The following is a 16,713-nucleotide window of genomic DNA, read 5'->3' as shown; positions in this document are numbered from 1 at the left end:
GATCAATGGCCGGCCTGGCGCATGGTGTGGGCCAGGGCCTGGGTGCAGCGCTCTTCGGCGGTGTCCAGTTCCAGCTTCATCTGTTCGATATCCAGCAGTTGCTGTTCCAACTGCTCGCGGCGCTCGGTGATCTTCGCCAGCATGCTGTTGAGCTGCACGTGGTTACCGCTGGTGGGGTCGTAGAGTTCGATCAACTCGCGGCATTCCGCCAGGGAAAAGCCGATGCGCTTGCCCCGCAGGATCAGCTTGAGGCTGACCTTGTCGCGCGCCGAGTAGATGCGCTCCTGGCCCCGGCGTTCCGGGGCCAGCAGGCCTTGTTCTTCATAGAAGCGAATGGCGCGGGTGGTGATGTCGAGCTCGCGGGCGAGGTCGGAAATGCTGTAGGTCGTGCTCATGGGGGCGCTCAAGAAGGTCTCGGCGCTAAGCTAATGTCAGGTTGACGTAAACGTCAAGCGAATCACGGTAGGAGCCCTCTCAGGATTGTTGTCTGTCGAGTTTCTTTTCGTGTGCCGTCACCTGCTGGCACAGCTCGATCATCTGCTCGCGCATCCAGCGGTTTGCCGGGTCCTGGTCGGTGCTTTCGTGCCAGTACAGGTGAGTTTCCACTGGCGGCACGTCGTTGACCGGCAGGTTGAACCAGTGCAGTTCGTGGCGGCGGGCGAAGCGCTCGGGCACGGTCATGACCATGTCGGTCTGCTGCAACACTTGCGACGCCATCAGGTAATGCTGGGAGCGCAGGGCGATCTTGCGCTGGATGCCCATCTTGCCCAGGGCCAGGTCGACGTGGCCCAGACCGTTGCGGCGGCTGGAGATGTGGATATGGGTCAGCGACAGGTAGTCATCCAGGGTCAGCTTGTCCTTGCCGGCCATGGGGTGGCCCTTGCGCATGGCGCATACGTAGCGGTCTTCCATCAGCTTGACGTGGCGCACCTGCGGGTCGGTGTTCAACGGCGCATCCACGGCAAAGTCCAGGCGTCCGGCGGCCAGTTCCTTGGTGGTCTCGCGGCGCTTGGACAGGAAACTCTCGATCACCACCGTCGGCGCCAGGCGGCGCAAGCGCTGGAACAACAGCGGCAGAATCACCGCTTCGGTCAGGTCAGTCATGCTGATGCGGTAGGTCTTGGCCGCCTGTTGCGGGTTGAAGATGCGGCTTTCCTGCACCGACACCCGCAGCAACGACAGCGCATTGCGCACCGGGCCGATGATGTTCTGCGCCATCGGCGTGGGCACCATGCCCTGGGCGGTACGCACGAACAGCGGGTCGTTGAAGGTTTCCCTCAGACGCGCCAGCGCGTTGGACACCGCCGGCTGGGTGATGCCGACAATCTGCCCGGCGCGGGTCAGGTTGGCTTCGGTGTAGATCGCGTCAAAGACGATAAACAGGTTGAGGTCGACCTTGCTCAGATTCATTTCGTAGCGCTCTTATTGTTAGGTGGCCATACGTCGATCATATATCGGTGATGAATGTTAATACACGCCGAGAATAGGCTAGGTAAATTATCAGCGCTGTTCTAGCATCGATTGCATGACCTAAACAACCTCTCAGAGAAGGGAGCTGCTCATGGATTTCGCCTATTCGCCCAAGGTTCAGGAACTGCGTGAACGCGTCACTGCGTTCATGGATGCTTACGTTTACCCGGCCGAGCCGGTGTTCGAACGCCAAGTCAGCGAAGGCGACCGCTGGCAGCCCACCGCAATCATGGAAGAGTTGAAAGCCAAGGCTAAAGCCGAAGGCCTGTGGAACCTGTTCCTGCCTGAATCCGAACTGGGCGCCGGCCTCACCAACCTTGAATACGCGCCGCTGGCTGAAATCATGGGCCGTTCCCTCCTGGGCCCGGAGCCGTTCAACTGCTCTGCCCCCGACACCGGCAACATGGAAGTGCTGGTGCGCTACGCCAACGAAGAGCAGAAACAACGCTGGCTGGAGCCGCTGCTGCGCGGCGAGATCCGCTCGGCGTTCGCCATGACCGAGCCGGACGTGGCGTCTTCGGACGCGACCAACATGGCCGCCCGGGCCGAGCGCCAGGGTGACGAGTGGGTGATCAACGGCAAGAAATGGTGGACCTCCGGCGCCTGCGACCCGCGCTGTAAGATCCTGATCTTCATGGGCCTGAGCAACCCGGATGCGCCGCGCCACCAGCAGCACTCGATGATCCTGGTACCGGTGGATACCCCCGGCGTGAAAATCGTGCGCCCGCTGCCGGTATTCGGCTACGACGACGCGCCCCATGGCCACGCCGAAGTGCTGTTCGACAATGTGCGTGTACCGTACGAAAACGTACTGCTGGGCGAAGGCCGTGGCTTTGAGATTGCCCAGGGGCGTCTTGGCCCAGGCCGGATCCACCACTGCATGCGCTCAGTCGGCATGGCCGAGCGCGCGCTGGAGTTGATGTGCAAGCGCTCCGTCAGCCGTACCGCGTTTGGCAAACCACTGGCCCGCTTGGGCGGCAACATCGACAAGATTGCCGACTCACGCATGGAAATCGACATGGCGCGCCTGCTGACGCTGAAGGCGGCGTACATGATGGACACCGTGGGTAACAAAGTGGCGAAAAGCGAAATCGCCCAGATCAAGGTAGTGGCGCCGAACGTAGCCTTGAAGGTGATCGACCGCGCGATCCAGATTCATGGCGGTGCCGGGGTGTCCAACGACTTCCCGCTGGCCTACATGTACGCCATGCAACGCACCCTGCGCCTGGCCGACGGCCCGGACGAAGTGCACCGCGCGGCGATCGGCAAGTTTGAGATCGGCAAGTATGTGCCTAAAGAGCTGATGCGCAGCGGCCAGTAACACCACCCACCCCTGTAGGAGCCGGCTTGCCGGCGATGAGGCACTTGAGACCTGTGTAGATCTCTCGGCCGCCATCGCCGGCAAGCCGGCTCCTACAGGGAGGTGGGTCAGTAGACCCACACCTCCACCCGCCGATTCTTGATCCGGCCTTCATCTGCCGTATTCGCCGCCACCGGCATCTGCGCGCCAAACCCACGAATATCCCGCAGTACCACACCGTTTTTCACCAATTCCCGACGCACCGCCATCGCCCGCAACTTTGACAGCAGCGCCGCTCGCTGCGGGTCATCCTTGGCATCACCAAAGCCCACCAGCGACACCTGTTTGTCGAGCTTGCCATGGCTCTTTATATACGCCACCACCCGCTGCAGATCCTGGCGCGCCTTGTTGTCCAGGCTCGCACTGCCTTCCTCGAAGCGAAAATTCACGGTCAGACGCTGTGCCTCGCGGGCGATAGCCTGATAGTCCTCGGGCATCGAAGTACGGGGCTCCACGGCGATCGCCTGCACCTGCTGGGCGATAAACCCGCTGGCCGCGACAATCGCCTGGCCCTTGCTGCTCTGGGTAAAGTCCACCAGTGCCTTGGCCCACGGGTTGCGTGCCGACGGCGGCAGGTAAAAGAACAAGCGGCGGGAGAGGGGGTAATCCTCGGTGGCGATCAAGCTGTTCAGGGGCAACATGGGTTGTGAGTCGCCATCCACAATCGCCACCGCCTTGGCCTGGCGCACGTAGGGCAGGCCGATAAAACCGATGCCCTGGGGATCCCGGCTGACTGCATCGGACAACTGCTCGCTGGACTCGAAGCGCTTGGCGGAGGGCGCCAGCGGTTTGCCGCGCAGGCGCAGCACCAGGTCCTTGAAGGTGTCGTAGGTGCCGGATTGGTCATCACGTGCGTACACCTGAATCGGCCCGCCGACGCCGCCCACGGCCTCCCAGGTACTGGCTTCGCCATTGAAGATCTGCGCCAGTTGCTCGGTGTTCAGGCTGTTCAACGGGTTTTGCGGGTTAAGGATGATCGCCAGGCCGTCGATGGCGATCACCTGTTCGGCTTCGGGGCTTTTCAGGTCGCCGAGGGGTTCGAGGTCGACCAGTTCGCTGTCCTTGATCGGGCGGGACGAAGCCGCCAGGTCGGCTGTGGTTTTTTTCAGCGCTGTGAAACCGGTGCTGGACCCATGGGCCGCGACCTCGATGGTGACGGTCTTGCCCTGGCGCGTCTTGCCGATTACACGCTGTTCATTGGCGCCTTCGGCCGGCTCATTGTGCACGGCCAGCAGGCCCTGGTGTTCCATCAAGCCTTTGACCAGCGCGGGACCCAGTGCTGCGCCAATGGTGTTGGAACCCTGGATGCGCAATGCAGGGCCTTGGTCGGGAACGGGTAGGGGGGCAGCAACAGAAGCGAGGGGTAACAGGGTCAGCAGGAACAGAACGCGCAGCCTCATGCCGCCACCTTCTCAAGCCAAAGGGAGTGCTGCGAGAATAAGTCAGGCAGGTTGCATAAATATGACGCAACTGTAGGAGCTGGCTTGCCAGCGATGGCGGTCCGACAGCCGACCTGGATGTTGGGTCAGGCCGAGTACATATCCGTTATTTAGGTAACGGCCGCCTAGGGTTCCGCTCTTACAGCGGCTCACTTTTGGAAAGGCCCAAAAGTAAGTAAAAGGCCTTCGCCCCAACACTCGGCACCTCGCTTAGGCTCGGTGTGCCCGGAATCCGACAGGTATTTGGGGGGCCGCCGCCACGCGCCATCCATGGCGCGGGGCGGCTAAACCGGCATCCCTGCCGGTTTACCCCCCAAATCCCTGTCGAATTCCGGCCAGCGTGTTTGATGGGGCGCTTTAGATCAAAAGCACATCAAAAGCAGATCAAGATCAAGAGCGGCTCGCTTCGCATCGTGGTTACCGTGGTTACCGTGGTTGCTACAGCGTTCTGTAGTTACCTGGCTGGACGGTGTCGTCAGCTCAGTTCGAGCCAGATAGGCGCATGGTCCGATGGCTTTTCCAGGCCGCGCAGGTCGTAGTCCACGCCGGCGTCCTTGACGCGCGGCATCAGGCCGTTGGAGGCCAGGATCACGTCGATCCGCAATCCGCGCTTGGGCTCATCTTCAAAGCCGCGGCTGCGGTAGTCGAACCAGCTGAAGCGGTCGGCCACGTCCGGGTTGAGGTGACGGAAGCTGTCCACCAGGCCCCAGTTTTTCAGGCGGGCCATCCACTCGCGTTCTTCTGGCAGGAAGCTGCACTTGCCGGTCTTGAGCCAGCGCTTGGCGTTGTCGGCGCCGATGCCGATGTCGCAGTCTTCCGGGGAAATGTTTACGTCGCCCATCACCACCAGCGCCTGGTCATTGCTGAACTGGCTTTCCAGCAGGTGCTGCAAGTCTGCATAGAAGCGCTGCTTGGCCGGGAATTTGGTGGGGTGGTCGCGGCTTTCGCCCTGGGGGAAGTAGCCGTTCATGATGGTGACCGGGTGGCCGTTCTCGTCGGCGAAGGTGCCCCAGATGAAGCGGCGCTGGGCGTCTTCTTCATCACTGGCAAACCCTTTGTGCACGCTCAAGGCTTCTTTGCGCGAGAGCAGGGCCACGCCGTAGTGGCCTTTCTGCCCGTGGTAGTACACGTGATAGCCCAGGGCCTGTACTTCGGCGAGGGGGAACTGGTCGTCGTGGACCTTGGTTTCCTGCAGGCCGATCACGTCGGGCTGGTGCTTTTCAATCAGCGCCGCCAGCTGATGAGGGCGGGCGCGCAGCCCGTTGATATTGAAGGAGACGATTTTCATGGTCGGCAGTCCAGTCCTGGCAAAAGGGCGATGCTAGCGGACAAGTCGGACGGGGGCCAGCGTGGCGGTAGGCCAGATGCGCTGCTAATGTCTGGGAACGACTCGTGCTGCGTGGGTTCGTACCCATAAGAACGCCGCCTCCTGAGCGGTGCCCAGGGAGATTGATTGTATGCCTGACACCTCGACTGCCATTGCCGAAATCCGCCTGCTCAACAGCGGCTATTCCCGTGAGGCTCGTTCACTGCTGTACCAGGCCTATCGTCACGAGCCGACCTTTGCCTACATTTTCGAAGCCGAGCGCTCGGGCTACGAGCAGCGGGTACGCGCCACCGTGCGCGAGTTGGTCAAGCAGCATTTCTTTCAGAAACTGCCGGCGATTGGCCTGTTCGTCAACGACCGGCTGATCGGCATCGCCCTGATTGCGCCTCCGCAACGGCGCCTGGGGATCACCGAGAGCTGGGCCTGGCAATTGCGCATGTGGCTGAGCACCGGCGTGCGCGGGACGCGGCGCTACCTCGACTACCATCATGCCGTGCTGGCGTGCCTGCCGAGTGAGTCGGTGCATGTGTTGCCATTGCTGGGGATTCACCCGCAATTCCAGGGCAAGCATTATGGCGAGCAGTTGCTTGAGGCCGTGCACAACTGGTGCGCCGAAGACCCGCATTCGGCCGGTGTGGTGCTGGATACCGGCAATTCACGCTACCTGGAATTCTATAAACGCCAGGGCTATGAGGAAATTGGTGAAGTCGCTATAGGCCCCATCCTGGAACACGTGTTTTTTCATCCGAACCCCCAGCCGTTACATGCTGCAACGGCTTAGCGCAGAATTTTTCAGAATTGTCTGAGTTCTAAGTTTCTCCCCAGCTCGTGTAGCATCCGCGCCTATGAAGTTTCCAGGAAGATTTACCAGCGGCTTGGTTCTGCTGTTCACAAGCTGCGGCGCGTTTGCGCAAAGCGAATTGGACGTGCGGATCAAGCCTTCAAACGACGCGTTGAAAGCCAACATCGAAGGCTATATCGGCGGGGTGGGTGATCGTGATGAAGAGGCCCTGCTGCGGTTCAGCCGTGGCGCCGAGGAGCAGGCGCGCAAAGCCGCCCAGGCGCTGGGTTTCTATCAGCCACAGATCGAAAGTGATGTGAAGGGCGGAAAGAACCCGCGCCTGATCCTTACCATCGACCCCGGCGAGCCGGTGCATTTGCGTAACGTGACCATTCGGGTCGACGGCCCTGCCGCCGACCTCAAGGCCTTTCGCGTGCCCGTCAGCGACGACCTCAAATCCGGTGCCGTGCTCAACCACGGCCATTACGAAGACGCCAAGCGTCTGATCCAGAACCAGGCGTCGCGCTACGGCTTTTTCAGCGGGCGCTTCACCCACCAGACACTTTCGGTAGACCCGCAGGCCGGTGTCGCCGATATCGAACTCATCTACGACAGCGGCCCGCGCTACACCCTTGGCAAGGTCAGCTTTGCCGGCGATACGCCGTTCGACGAAGAACTGCTGCAACGCATGGTGCCGTTCAAAAGCGGCACGCCCTACGATTCCGAACTGATCGCCGAACTCAACCAGAACCTGCAAGCCAGTGGCTTTTTCGAAGGCGTGCGCGTGGACGCCGCCCCGGCCGCCTCCAGCAATGACACGATCCCGGTCGCCGTGCGCCTGGAAACCCGCAAGCCGCGCACCATGGGCCTGGGCCTGGGTTTTTCCACCGACGTGGGGCCGCGCGGCAAAGCCAACTGGACCCGCCACTGGGTCAACCCCCAGGGGCACAGCTATGGCTGGGAAGCCGAACTGTCGGCGCCACGCCAGAACGTCGGCCTGTGGTACGACATCCCGCTCGACCCGCCGCTCACCGACAAGCTGCGATTCGCCGGTGGCTACCAGAATGAAGAAATCGCCAACACCGACACCCTGAGTAAATTGCTCACCCTCGGCCCCGAGTGGCACAGCAAGTTACCCAGCGGCTGGACCCGGGTGATCTCGCTCAAGTACCAGCGCGAAGAATATCGCCTGGGCAATGACTCCGGCCTGAGCAACCTGGTGATGCCGGGGGTCAGCTACTCCTACCTGCGCAGTGACAACCGTATCGATCCGCACAATGGCTACCGCCTGCAATTCGATACCAAGGTGGCCAAGGAAGGCCTGGGGTCCGACACCAACCTGCTTTATGGCACGGCCATGGTCAAAGGCCTGACCACTTTGTGGGACAACCACCGCTTCCTGGCGCGTGCCCAGGTGGGCGGCAGTGCCACCAATGGCTACAAGTCGGTGCCGCCGTCGCTGCGCTTCTTTGCCGGTGGCGACCAGAGCGTGCGCGGCTATGAGTACCAGACGCTGTCGCCCGAGAACGACCGTGGCGACCGCATTGGTGGTCGTTACATGGTCGCCCTGAGCGCCGAGTACCAATATTCCATCGCCGAAAAATGGCGAATCGCGACCTTTATCGACCAGGGCAACTCGTTCAATACCCTGGAAATGCCCAGCCTGAAAACCGGCGTAGGCGTCGGTATTCGCTGGGTGTCGCCGGTCGGCCCGATCCGCCTTGACCTGGCCCATGCCCTCGAAGATCCGGGTGGCGTTCGATTGCACTTTTCCATGGGGCCTGAGCTGTGATGCGTGGTGTGAAAATAGCGGGGTTGGCCGTGGTGGCCATCCTCGCCGTGCTGTTACTGGCAGTGTGGGCGGTGCTCGGCACCCAGGCGGGCAGCCGTTGGGCCTTGGCACGCGTGCCAGGCTTGAGTGTCGAAAATTTCCAGGGGCATCTGGGCGGCCAATGGAGCGCCGACCATTTGCTGTGGCAGCAGGACACCAGCCGCATCGAACTCCAGGCGCCGCAGTTCGACTGGTCGCCGGCGTGCCTGTTGCGCATGACCTTGTGCATCGACCGCTTGGACGTGGAACAGGTCAGCCTGCAATTTCCACCGAGCACCGAAGAAAGCAGCGGCCCCATCGCACTGCCTGACTTGAAGCTGCCGGTGGCCATCCAGTTGGGCGACGTGCGCGTCGGTAGCCTGCTGTTCAACGGCAGCGAAGAGCTCAAGGGCCTGCAACTGGCGGCGCATTGGACCGCCGCCGGTATGCAGATCGACTCGGTGCACCTGCAGCGCGATGGCCTGGTGCTGGACCTGGCTGGCCTGCTGCAACCCACCGGCGACTGGCCGTTGAGCGCCAGCGGTAATCTGAGCCTGCCCTATGCGCCAGGTGATGCACCCTGGAAGGTGGCGCTCAAGGTGGATGGCGACCTGCTCAAGACCCTCAAGCTTGACGCCGACAGTACGGGCTATTTGCCGGCCAAGCTCACGGGGGAACTTCAACCCCTGGTGGAAAACCTCCCGGCTCAATTACACATCACCGCCGACGGCTTCAAGCCCAGCGCCGAGCTGCCCGACACCCTGCAACTCAATCAACTCGACCTCACCGCCAAAGGTGATTTAAGCCGTGGCTACCAACTGCTGGGCAAAGCCGTGCTGCCGGCGGAAAATGGCCCGGTAGACTTGCTGCTGCAAGGCAAGGTCGACGCCAAGGGCGCACAGATCGCCGGCCTGGACCTGAATGCCGGTGACAAGCAAAGTCTCAAGCTGACGGCCCAGCTGGACTGGCAACAAGGCTTCAGCGCCGACGCCAAGATCGATTGGCTGGACTTCCCCTGGCATCGCCTCTATCCGGTGATCGACGAGCCGCAAGTCACCCTGCGTACTTTCAATGGCGAGATCTCCTACAAAGACGGCAACTACCTGGGCAACCTCAAGGCCGACCTCGATGGCCCGGCGGGCAAGTTCAATGTGGTCACGCCGTTCAGTGGCGACCTCACGCAAATCTTCCTGCCCGAGCTGAAACTCACCGCCGGCCAAGGCAAGGCCGAAGGCCACCTGAACCTGCAATTTGCCGATGGCATTGCCTGGGACACGGCCCTCGACCTGTCGGCGCTGAACCCGGCATATTGGGTGGCCGAATTGCCCGGCACCCTGGCTGGGCCGTTGCGCAGCAAGGGCGAGTTCAAGAACGAGCAACTCAAGCTCAATGCCGACCTCGACCTCAAGGGCCGCCTGCGCGGGCAAACCGCGGTGCTGGCGGCCAAGGCCGAAGGCGCGGGCGAGCAGTGGACCCTGGCCAACCTGGACATCCGCCTCGGCGACAACCGCATCAACGGCAGTGGCAGCCTGCAACAACGCCTGGCCGGCCAGATCGATATCAAGCTGGCGCGCCTGGCCCAGTTGTGGCCGCAGTTGCGCGGCCAGGTCAATGGCCGGCTCGACGTGGCCGGCAGCCTCAACGCCCCTCAGGGCAAACTCGCCCTCAAGGGCCAGCAATTGGCGTTTGCCGAGAACCGCCTGCAAAGCCTCACCCTCGATGCCAACCTGGATAACGCCCAGCGCGCCAAAATCGACCTCAAGGGCAGCGGAATCCAGGCTGGCGATACCCAGGTCGGCACCCTGACGGCCAGCGCCCAGGGCGATATCAAGAACCAGAAAGTCCAACTGGACCTGGCCGGCCCGTTGGTCAAGCTGGCCCTGGCATTGGACGGCAATCTCGACAAAGGCAATTGGCGCGGGCGCCTGGCCAGTGGTGATGTTCAGGCCGGTGGCCAGGACTGGAAACTGCAGGCGCCGGCAAAGATCGAGCGCATGGCCGATGGCAAGCTCACCTTTGCCGCGCATTGCTGGGTGTCCGGGCCCGCCAGCCTGTGCGGCGAAGACCAGCGTCTGATGCCCGAGCCTAAGCTGCGCTACCACCTCAAGCAATTCCCCATCGACAGCCTGGCGGCATTCCTGCCCAAGGATTTTGCCTGGCAGGGCAAGCTCAACGCCGACCTGCAACTGGACCTCCCGGACAGCGGCCCCAAAGGGGTGGTCTCGGTGGACGCCAGTGGCGGCACCCTGCGCGTCAAGGACAAGGACCAGTGGCTGGATTTTCCGTACGACACGTTGAAGCTTGAAACCACCCTCAACCCCAAGCGCATCGACACCCAGCTCAACTTCCGTGGCGGCAAGCTGGGTGAATTGATGGTGCAGGCGCAAATCAACCCGTTGCCGAAGAACAAGCCGATCACCGGCAATTTCAACCTGGCCGGCCTCGACCTTTCCGTGGCGCGGCCGTTTGTGCCGATGGTGGAAACCCTCAGCGGCAAGCTCAATGGCAATGGCCGTATTTCCGGTGGTTTGCTGGCACCCCAGGTCAACGGCAACGTGAATCTGGTGGGCGGCGAAGTGTCCGGCCCGGAACTGCCGATCAGCCTGGAAGGCCTGAACGTGCAAGCGCTGATTGCGGGCGAAAGCGTGCAGCTCAACGGCGCCTGGCGCAGTGGCAAGGCGGGGCAGGGCAGCCTCAAGGGCCAGGTCGACTGGGGCCAGGCACTGGTGGTGGACCTGAGTTTGCAAGGTTCGCAACTGCCGGTCACGGTCGAGCCTTACGCCGTGCTGGAAGTGGCCCCCGACCTGAAGATCAGCCTGAAGAACGACAAGCTGGCGGTCGCCGGCAAGGTGCACATTCCACGTGGCGATATCACCGTGCGCGAGTTGCCACCGTCCACCGTCAAGGTCTCCGATGACACGGTGATCGTCGGCAGCCAGACCGAAGAGGGCAAGCCGCCGATGGCGATGGCCATGGACATCGACGTGGTGGTGGGCGAGGACAAGCTCAACTTCTCGGGCTTTGGCCTCACCGCCAAGGTACAGGGCCATGTGCACATCGGCGACAACCTCGACACCCGTGGCGAGCTGTGGCTCAACGATGGCCGCTACCGAGCCTATGGGCAGCGGCTGGATGTGCGCCGTGCGCGCTTGCTGTTTGCCGGGCCGCTGGACCAGCCCTACCTGGACATCGAAGCCATCCGCAAGACTGACGATGTGGTTGCCGGTATCCGCCTCAGCGGCAGTGCCGAGCAACCTACCACGCAAATCTTCTCCGAGCCGGCCATGAGCCAGGAACAGGCGCTGTCCTACCTGGTACTGGGCCGTCCCTTGAGCAGCACCGGCGAAGATAACAACATGCTGGCCCAGGCCGCGCTGGGCCTGGGGTTGATGGGCAGCGCCGGGGTGACCTCGGACTTGGCCAACAAGTTGGGCATCCAGGACTTCGACCTCGACACCCAGGGCAGCGGCAACAACACCGCCGTGGTCGCCAGCGGCAAGATCACCGAAAAACTCAGCCTGCGTTACGGGGTAGGGGTGTTCGAGCCGGCCAGTACCATCGCCTTGCGCTACCTGTTGAGCAAAAAGGTGTACCTCGAAGTGGCGAGCGGCGTGGCCAGCTCACTGGACATCTTCTACAAACGCGATTTCTAACCCCCACCATCCTTGTAGGCGCTGGCAAGCCGGCGCCTACAGTCTTGTGCATCCCGCCGCTTGTCCGCCAAATACCAAGCAAGCTAATAATTCCATTTGACATTCGCTGCCTAAGCAGTAACATCTTGTCATACATTCACTGCCTAGGCAGTAATAAGGTGACTTCCGATGCCCCACTTCACCCCTGACAGCTTTCGCAACTGCCACCTCGGCCTGCTCCTGGGCCGGGCGGCGCTGCTCAAGGACCGCATTATCGACACCCATATGGAGCCGCACGGCGTGACCGCCGCGCAGTTCAAAGTGTTGATCATCATTGCCCAGTTCGACGTCGATACCCCGGCGGAGCTGTGCCGCAACCTGTCCCTGGACAGTGGCTCCATGACCCGCATGCTCGATCGCCTGGAGCAAAAGGGCTTGCTGGCACGCCAGCGTTCCGAGCAGGACCGCCGCCAGGTGCGGCTGGTCCTCACGGAAGACGGCCAGCGCCTGGCAGACATGCTGCCGCACATCGGCGCCCAGTCGATGAACGAGCTGGCCGGCGCCCTGGAGCCTGGCGAGCTGCAAACCCTGGAAAAAATCCTCAAGAAAATTCTCGTCGCAGCCGGTGACGCCATCGTCATCCAGCGGGTAGGTAACTCATGAACACACGCGCATTCAGCCTGGTGCTGGTGGCGATGACACTGGCCGGTTGTGCCAACTACAGTGGCCTCGACACCCAAGGCAAACGCCTCGACGCCAACACCCTGCAAACCGGTAAGTCCCTGAGCGGCATGACCCTGTCGAGCGCTGCCTGGCCGACCGCCGACTGGTGGAAAAGCCTCGGCGACCCACAGCTCGACGGCCTGATCCAGGAAGCCCTGCAAAACAGCCCCGACATGCAAGTCGCCAGCGCCCGTGCCCACCAGGCCGAAGCCGCTGCCTACGCCGCCAACGCCGAGCGCATGCCGACCCTCGACGCCAGCGCCGGTGTCAGCCGCTCGCGCCTGGCCAAAGACCAGGACCCGCGCGGTGAAGGCGATGCTTATTCGACCGTGCGCAACATCGGCGCCAGCTTCAACTACAACTTCGACCTCTGGGGCGGCCAGCGGGCGGCCTGGGAAGCTGCCTTGGGTGAGGCGCGTGCCGCCCAAGTCGACCAGCAGGCGGCACGCCTGACCCTGGCCGCCAACGTGGCCAAGGCCTACAGCGACCTGGGCCAGGCCCATATCGTGCGGGACCTGGCCAATGACGACCTCAAGCGCACCCGGCAGATGCTCGACCTGGGCAAGCGCCGCCTGAATTCGGGCATCGACAGCCAGTACCAGTTCCAGCAGACCGAAAGCCTGGAAGCCAGCGCCCAATCGCAACTGATCGACGCGGAAAAACAACTGCAAAGCGCCAAGATTTCCTTGGCGGTGTTGCTTGGCAAAGGCCCGGACCGGGGCAGTGAGCTGGCGCGGCCCGCCGTGCTGAAACCCAGCGCCGTCGCGGTGCCATCCGTGCTGCCGGCCGAACTTCTTGGCCGTCGCCCGGACCTGATCGCCGCGCGCTGGCGTGTGGAGGCGGCCGGCAAGAACATTGATGCGAGCAAGACCCGCTTCTATCCCAACCTCAACCTGAGCGCGAGCGCCGGGGCCGAGTCGTTGCTGGGGGATGCGATGTTCGGGTCGGCCAGCCGCTTCTTCAACATTGCGCCGACGATCTCGCTGCCGATCTTCGACGGCGGCCGCCTGCGCGCCGACCTCGACGCCCGTGACGCCGACTACGACCTGGCGGTGGCGCAGTACAACAAGACCCTGGTGCAAGCCCTGGGCGATATCGGCAACACCCTTTCGCAACTGCGCGACACCGGCCGGCAGATCCAGGCCCAGCAACACGCCGCGGACATTGCCCAGCAGTCCTACGACACCGGCGTGCAGCGCTACAGCTCCGGGATCGGTAACTACCTGGATGTGCTGAGCATCGAGCAGCAATTGCTGCAGGCCCAACGCCAACTGGCGACCCTGAATGCGGCGCAGATCGACCTGTCGATTCAATTGATGCAGGCCCTGGGCGGCGGCTACAGCGCCGACAACGTGGCAGCGACCACCCCAGCCACACGCACGGAATAATTTGAGGTATTTGTCATGGCCACTGCCGAAAACACCAACGCAACCGAACAACCCAAAGACAACAACCCACGTAAACGCAAAGTGATGCTGATCGGCCTGGCGCTGATCGTCATCCTCGCCGTGGTCGGCGTGTGGGGCTGGTATGAGCTCTACGGCCGCTTCAACGAAAGCACCGACGACGCCTACGTGAACGGCAACGTGGTGGAAATCACCCCGTTGGTCACCGGCACTGTGGTCAGCATCGGCGCCGACGATGGCGACCTGGTCCACGAAGGCCAGGTGCTGATCAACTTCGACCCGAACGACGCCGCTGTCGGCCTGCAAAGTGCCCAGGCCAACCTGGCCCGTACCGTGCGCCAAGTGCGCGGCCTGTACAGCAACGTCGACGGCATGAAGGCCCAGGTCAATGCACAGAAAGCCGACGTGCAAACCGCCCAGGACAACTTCAATCGTCGTAAAACCCTGGCCCAGGGCGGGGCGATTTCCCAGGAGGAGCTGTCCCATGCCCGTGACAGCCTCACGGCGGCCAAAAACGCCCTGACCAACCTTGAGCAGCAACTCAAAACCACCAATGCGTTGGTGGACGACACGGTGATCAGTTCCCACCCGGATGTGCAGGCCGCTGCCGCGCAATTGCGCCAGGCCTACCTGACCAATGCGCGCAGCACCTTGATCGCACCGGTCACTGGCTACGTGGCCAAACGCACCGTGCAACTGGGCCAGCGCGTCCAGCCGGGCACCGCGTTGATGGCGGTGATCCCGCTGAACCAGCTGTGGATCGACGCCAACTTCAAGGAAACCCAACTGCGCAATATGCGTATCGGCCAACCCGTGGACATCGAGTCGGACATCTACGGCAGTGACGTGAAGTTCAGCGGCACCGTGGACAGCCTGGGTGCCGGTACCGGCAGTGCGTTTGCCCTGCTGCCGGCGCAGAACGCCACCGGTAACTGGATCAAGATCGTGCAACGCGTACCGGTGCGCATCCACGTTAACGCCGATGAGTTGGCCAAGCACCCACTGCGCGTGGGCTTGAGCACCGTGGTCAACGTGGACCTGCATGACCAGAGCGGCCCGGTACTGGCGCAACAGCCCCCACAAAAGGCCTCGTTCACCACCAACGTGTATGACCGCCAATTGGCCGAGGCTGACGCCATGATCAACCAGTTGATCCATGACAACAGCACCGCCGCACCCAAGGCTGCGCAACGCTGATGAGCAATAACGCCTCCTTCACGCCACCCAGCCTGTTGATGGCCACTATTGGCCTGTCGCTGGCGACCTTCATGCAGGTGCTCGACACCACCATCGCCAACGTGGCGTTGCCGACCATTTCCGGCAACCTTGGCGTGAGTTCGGAGCAGGGCACCTGGGTCATCACCTCGTTTGCGGTGAGCAACGCCATCGCCTTGCCGCTCACCGGTTGGCTCAGCCGCCGGTTCGGCGAGGTGAAGCTGTTCTTGTGGGCGACCCTGCTGTTTGTGCTGGCGTCGTTCCTCTGTGGTATTTCCACCTCGATGCCGGAGCTGATCGCGTTTCGGGTCATACAAGGCCTGGTGGCCGGGCCGTTGTACCCAATGACCCAGACGCTGTTGATCGCCGTGTACCCGCCGGCGAGGCGAGGCATGGCCCTGGCGCTGTTGGCGATGGTGACGGTGGTGGCGCCGATTGCGGGGCCGATCCTCGGCGGCTGGATCACCGATAGCTACAGCTGGCCGTGGATCTTCTTTATCAACGTGCCCATCGGCATCTTTGCGGTGATGGTGGTGCGTTCACAATTGAAGAAACGCCCGGTGGTCACCAGTTTCCAGCCAATGGACTATGTGGGGCTGTTGAGCCTGATCGTCGGGGTCGGCGCCTTGCAGATCATCCTCGACAAGGGCAACGACCTGGATTGGTTCGAATCCAACTTCATCATCATTGGCGCGGCGATTTCGGTGATTGCCCTGGCGGTGTTTATCATCTGGGAGCTCACCGACAAACACCCGGTGGTCAACCTGCGGCTGTTTGCGTACCGCAACTTTCGCATCGGCACCATCGTGTTGATCCTCGGTTACGCGGGCTTCTTTGGCATCAACCTGATCCTGCCGCAGTGGTTGCAGACCCAGATGGGCTACACCGCCACCTGGGCCGGCCTGGCAGTAGCGCCGATCGGCATCCTGCCGGTGCTGATGTCGCCGTTTGTCGGCAAGTACGCGCACAAGTTCGACCTGCGCCTGCTGGCGGGCCTGGCGTTCCTGGCGATTGGCTTGAGTTGCTTCATGCGGGCGGGCTTCACCAATGAGGTGGACTTCCAGCATATCGCCCTGGTGCAGCTGTTCATGGGTATCGGTGTGGCGCTGTTCTTCATGCCGACCTTGAGCATCCTGATGTCCGACCTGCCGCCGAGCCAGATTGCCGACGGCGCCGGCCTGGCGACTTTCCTGCGGACCCTGGGCGGCAGCTTCGCGGCGTCGCTGACCACCTGGATCTGGATTCGCCGGGCGGACCAGCACCATGCGTACATGAGCGAGAACATGACCACCTACGACTCCGCGACCCGCGACGCCTTGCAGGCGCTGGGCGGGGCAGGGCAGAAGGCCTACACGCAACTGGACCAGATCCTCACCAGCCAGGCGTACATGATGTCCACCGTGGATTACTTCACGTTGCTGGGGTGGATGTTCATGGGATTGATGCTGCTGGTGTGGCTGGCCAAGCCGCCGTTTGGCGCCAAGGCCGGGCCGGAGGCTTCCGGCCACTGATTCGAGGGTGTACGCGATCAAAAATGTGGGAGCGGGCTT

The 16,713-nt window shown here is 62.5% G+C and carries 12 protein-coding genes; 8 read left to right on the top strand and 4 right to left on the bottom strand.

Annotated elements, in window-relative coordinates; translation table 11 throughout:
* Positions 1-2 precede the first annotated feature (2 nt).
* Both AC0IYN_RS29480 and AC0IYN_RS29475 read right to left on the bottom strand, forming a co-directional pair.
* Positions 3-395, bottom strand: a complete 393-nt coding sequence (locus AC0IYN_RS29480) for a MerR family transcriptional regulator (RefSeq protein ID WP_078049239.1) — start codon at positions 393-395, stop codon at positions 3-5.
* Between the two features lie 79 nt (positions 396-474).
* Positions 475-1,410, bottom strand: coding sequence for a LysR family transcriptional regulator (locus AC0IYN_RS29475; protein ID WP_406598705.1), 936 nt, complete (start codon positions 1,408-1,410; stop codon positions 475-477).
* 151 nt (positions 1,411-1,561) lie between these two features.
* Between AC0IYN_RS29475 and AC0IYN_RS29470 the strand changes: the two genes are divergently transcribed.
* Positions 1,562-2,791 (top strand): acyl-CoA dehydrogenase, encoded by a 1,230-nt coding sequence (locus tag AC0IYN_RS29470; protein ID WP_078049237.1) that lies wholly within the window; start codon positions 1,562-1,564, stop codon positions 2,789-2,791.
* A gap of 107 nt (positions 2,792-2,898) precedes the next feature.
* Here the strand turns inward: AC0IYN_RS29470 and AC0IYN_RS29465 are convergent, their stop codons facing one another.
* Entirely contained in the window at positions 2,899-4,230 is a 1,332-nt protein-coding gene (locus tag AC0IYN_RS29465) for a substrate-binding domain-containing protein (RefSeq protein ID WP_471844562.1), read from the bottom strand.
* 514 nt (positions 4,231-4,744) lie between these two features.
* Positions 4,745-5,557 carry an exodeoxyribonuclease III gene (gene xthA / locus AC0IYN_RS29460; RefSeq protein ID WP_406599803.1) on the bottom strand — a complete coding sequence of 271 codons (813 nt, stop codon included), beginning with the start codon at positions 5,555-5,557 and terminating at the stop codon, positions 4,745-4,747.
* A 169-nt stretch (positions 5,558-5,726) separates the two neighbouring features.
* On the opposite strand from xthA, the gene AC0IYN_RS29455 reads away from it, so the two are divergent.
* The 7 genes from AC0IYN_RS29455 (at position 5,727) to AC0IYN_RS29425 (ending at position 16,674) form a co-directional block, all read left to right on the top strand.
* Positions 5,727-6,377: a GNAT family N-acetyltransferase gene (locus tag AC0IYN_RS29455; RefSeq protein ID WP_078049234.1), complete on the top strand. Its 651-nt coding sequence runs from the start codon at positions 5,727-5,729 to the stop codon at positions 6,375-6,377.
* A 64-nt stretch (positions 6,378-6,441) separates the two neighbouring features.
* Positions 6,442-8,169, top strand: a complete 1,728-nt coding sequence (locus tag AC0IYN_RS29450; protein ID WP_406599804.1) for an autotransporter assembly complex protein TamA — start codon at positions 6,442-6,444, stop codon at positions 8,167-8,169.
* The gene (locus tag AC0IYN_RS29445; RefSeq protein ID WP_471844559.1) at positions 8,169-11,840 is read left to right on the top strand and encodes a translocation/assembly module TamB domain-containing protein; all 3,672 of its coding nucleotides are present in this window, start codon (positions 8,169-8,171) and stop codon (positions 11,838-11,840) included. The genes AC0IYN_RS29450 and AC0IYN_RS29445 overlap by 1 nt, the downstream gene beginning before the upstream one ends.
* A gap of 168 nt (positions 11,841-12,008) precedes the next feature.
* Positions 12,009-12,482, top strand: a complete 474-nt coding sequence (locus AC0IYN_RS29440) for a MarR family winged helix-turn-helix transcriptional regulator (protein WP_078049231.1) — start codon at positions 12,009-12,011, stop codon at positions 12,480-12,482.
* Positions 12,479-13,930: an efflux transporter outer membrane subunit gene (locus AC0IYN_RS29435; protein ID WP_471844557.1), complete on the top strand. Its 1,452-nt coding sequence runs from the start codon at positions 12,479-12,481 to the stop codon at positions 13,928-13,930. Before AC0IYN_RS29440 ends, AC0IYN_RS29435 begins: the two co-directional genes overlap by 4 nt.
* A 15-nt stretch (positions 13,931-13,945) precedes the next feature.
* Complete coding sequence (locus tag AC0IYN_RS29430; protein WP_078049229.1) at positions 13,946-15,145, top strand: HlyD/EmrA/EmrK family protein; 1,200 nt, start codon at positions 13,946-13,948, stop codon at positions 15,143-15,145.
* A complete protein-coding gene (locus AC0IYN_RS29425) occupies positions 15,145-16,674 on the top strand; it encodes a DHA2 family efflux MFS transporter permease subunit (protein ID WP_078049228.1) in 1,530 nt (509 codons plus the stop codon). The genes AC0IYN_RS29430 and AC0IYN_RS29425 overlap by 1 nt, the downstream gene beginning before the upstream one ends.
* Positions 16,675-16,713 lie beyond the last annotated feature (39 nt).

The sequence above is a fragment of the Pseudomonas sp. AC112 genome, assembly GCF_979253545.1.
The sequence above is the reverse complement of the archived record's forward strand: the minus strand, read 5'-3'. Positions and strand labels throughout refer to the sequence as shown.

Excerpts from the sequence above, each read along its gene's own strand:
- AC0IYN_RS29465 (WP_471844562.1), bottom strand. The coding sequence starts at position 4,230 with ATGAGGCTGCGCGTTCTGTTCCTGCTGACCCTGTTACCCCTCGCTTCT.
- AC0IYN_RS29455 (WP_078049234.1), top strand. The coding sequence starts at position 5,727 with ATGCCTGACACCTCGACTGCCATTGCCGAAATCCGCCTGCTCAACAGC.
- AC0IYN_RS29445 (WP_471844559.1), top strand. The coding sequence starts at position 8,169 with ATGCGTGGTGTGAAAATAGCGGGGTTGGCCGTGGTGGCCATCCTCGCC.
- AC0IYN_RS29480 (WP_078049239.1), bottom strand. The coding sequence starts at position 395 with ATGAGCACGACCTACAGCATTTCCGACCTCGCCCGCGAGCTCGACATC.
- AC0IYN_RS29440 (WP_078049231.1), top strand. The coding sequence starts at position 12,009 with ATGCCCCACTTCACCCCTGACAGCTTTCGCAACTGCCACCTCGGCCTG.
- AC0IYN_RS29450 (WP_406599804.1), top strand. The coding sequence starts at position 6,442 with ATGAAGTTTCCAGGAAGATTTACCAGCGGCTTGGTTCTGCTGTTCACA.
- AC0IYN_RS29470 (WP_078049237.1), top strand. The coding sequence starts at position 1,562 with ATGGATTTCGCCTATTCGCCCAAGGTTCAGGAACTGCGTGAACGCGTC.
- AC0IYN_RS29425 (WP_078049228.1), top strand. The coding sequence starts at position 15,145 with ATGAGCAATAACGCCTCCTTCACGCCACCCAGCCTGTTGATGGCCACT.
- xthA (WP_406599803.1), bottom strand. The coding sequence starts at position 5,557 with ATGAAAATCGTCTCCTTCAATATCAACGGGCTGCGCGCCCGCCCTCAT.
- AC0IYN_RS29475 (WP_406598705.1), bottom strand. The coding sequence starts at position 1,410 with ATGAATCTGAGCAAGGTCGACCTCAACCTGTTTATCGTCTTTGACGCG.
- AC0IYN_RS29435 (WP_471844557.1), top strand. The coding sequence starts at position 12,479 with ATGAACACACGCGCATTCAGCCTGGTGCTGGTGGCGATGACACTGGCC.
- AC0IYN_RS29430 (WP_078049229.1), top strand. The coding sequence starts at position 13,946 with ATGGCCACTGCCGAAAACACCAACGCAACCGAACAACCCAAAGACAAC.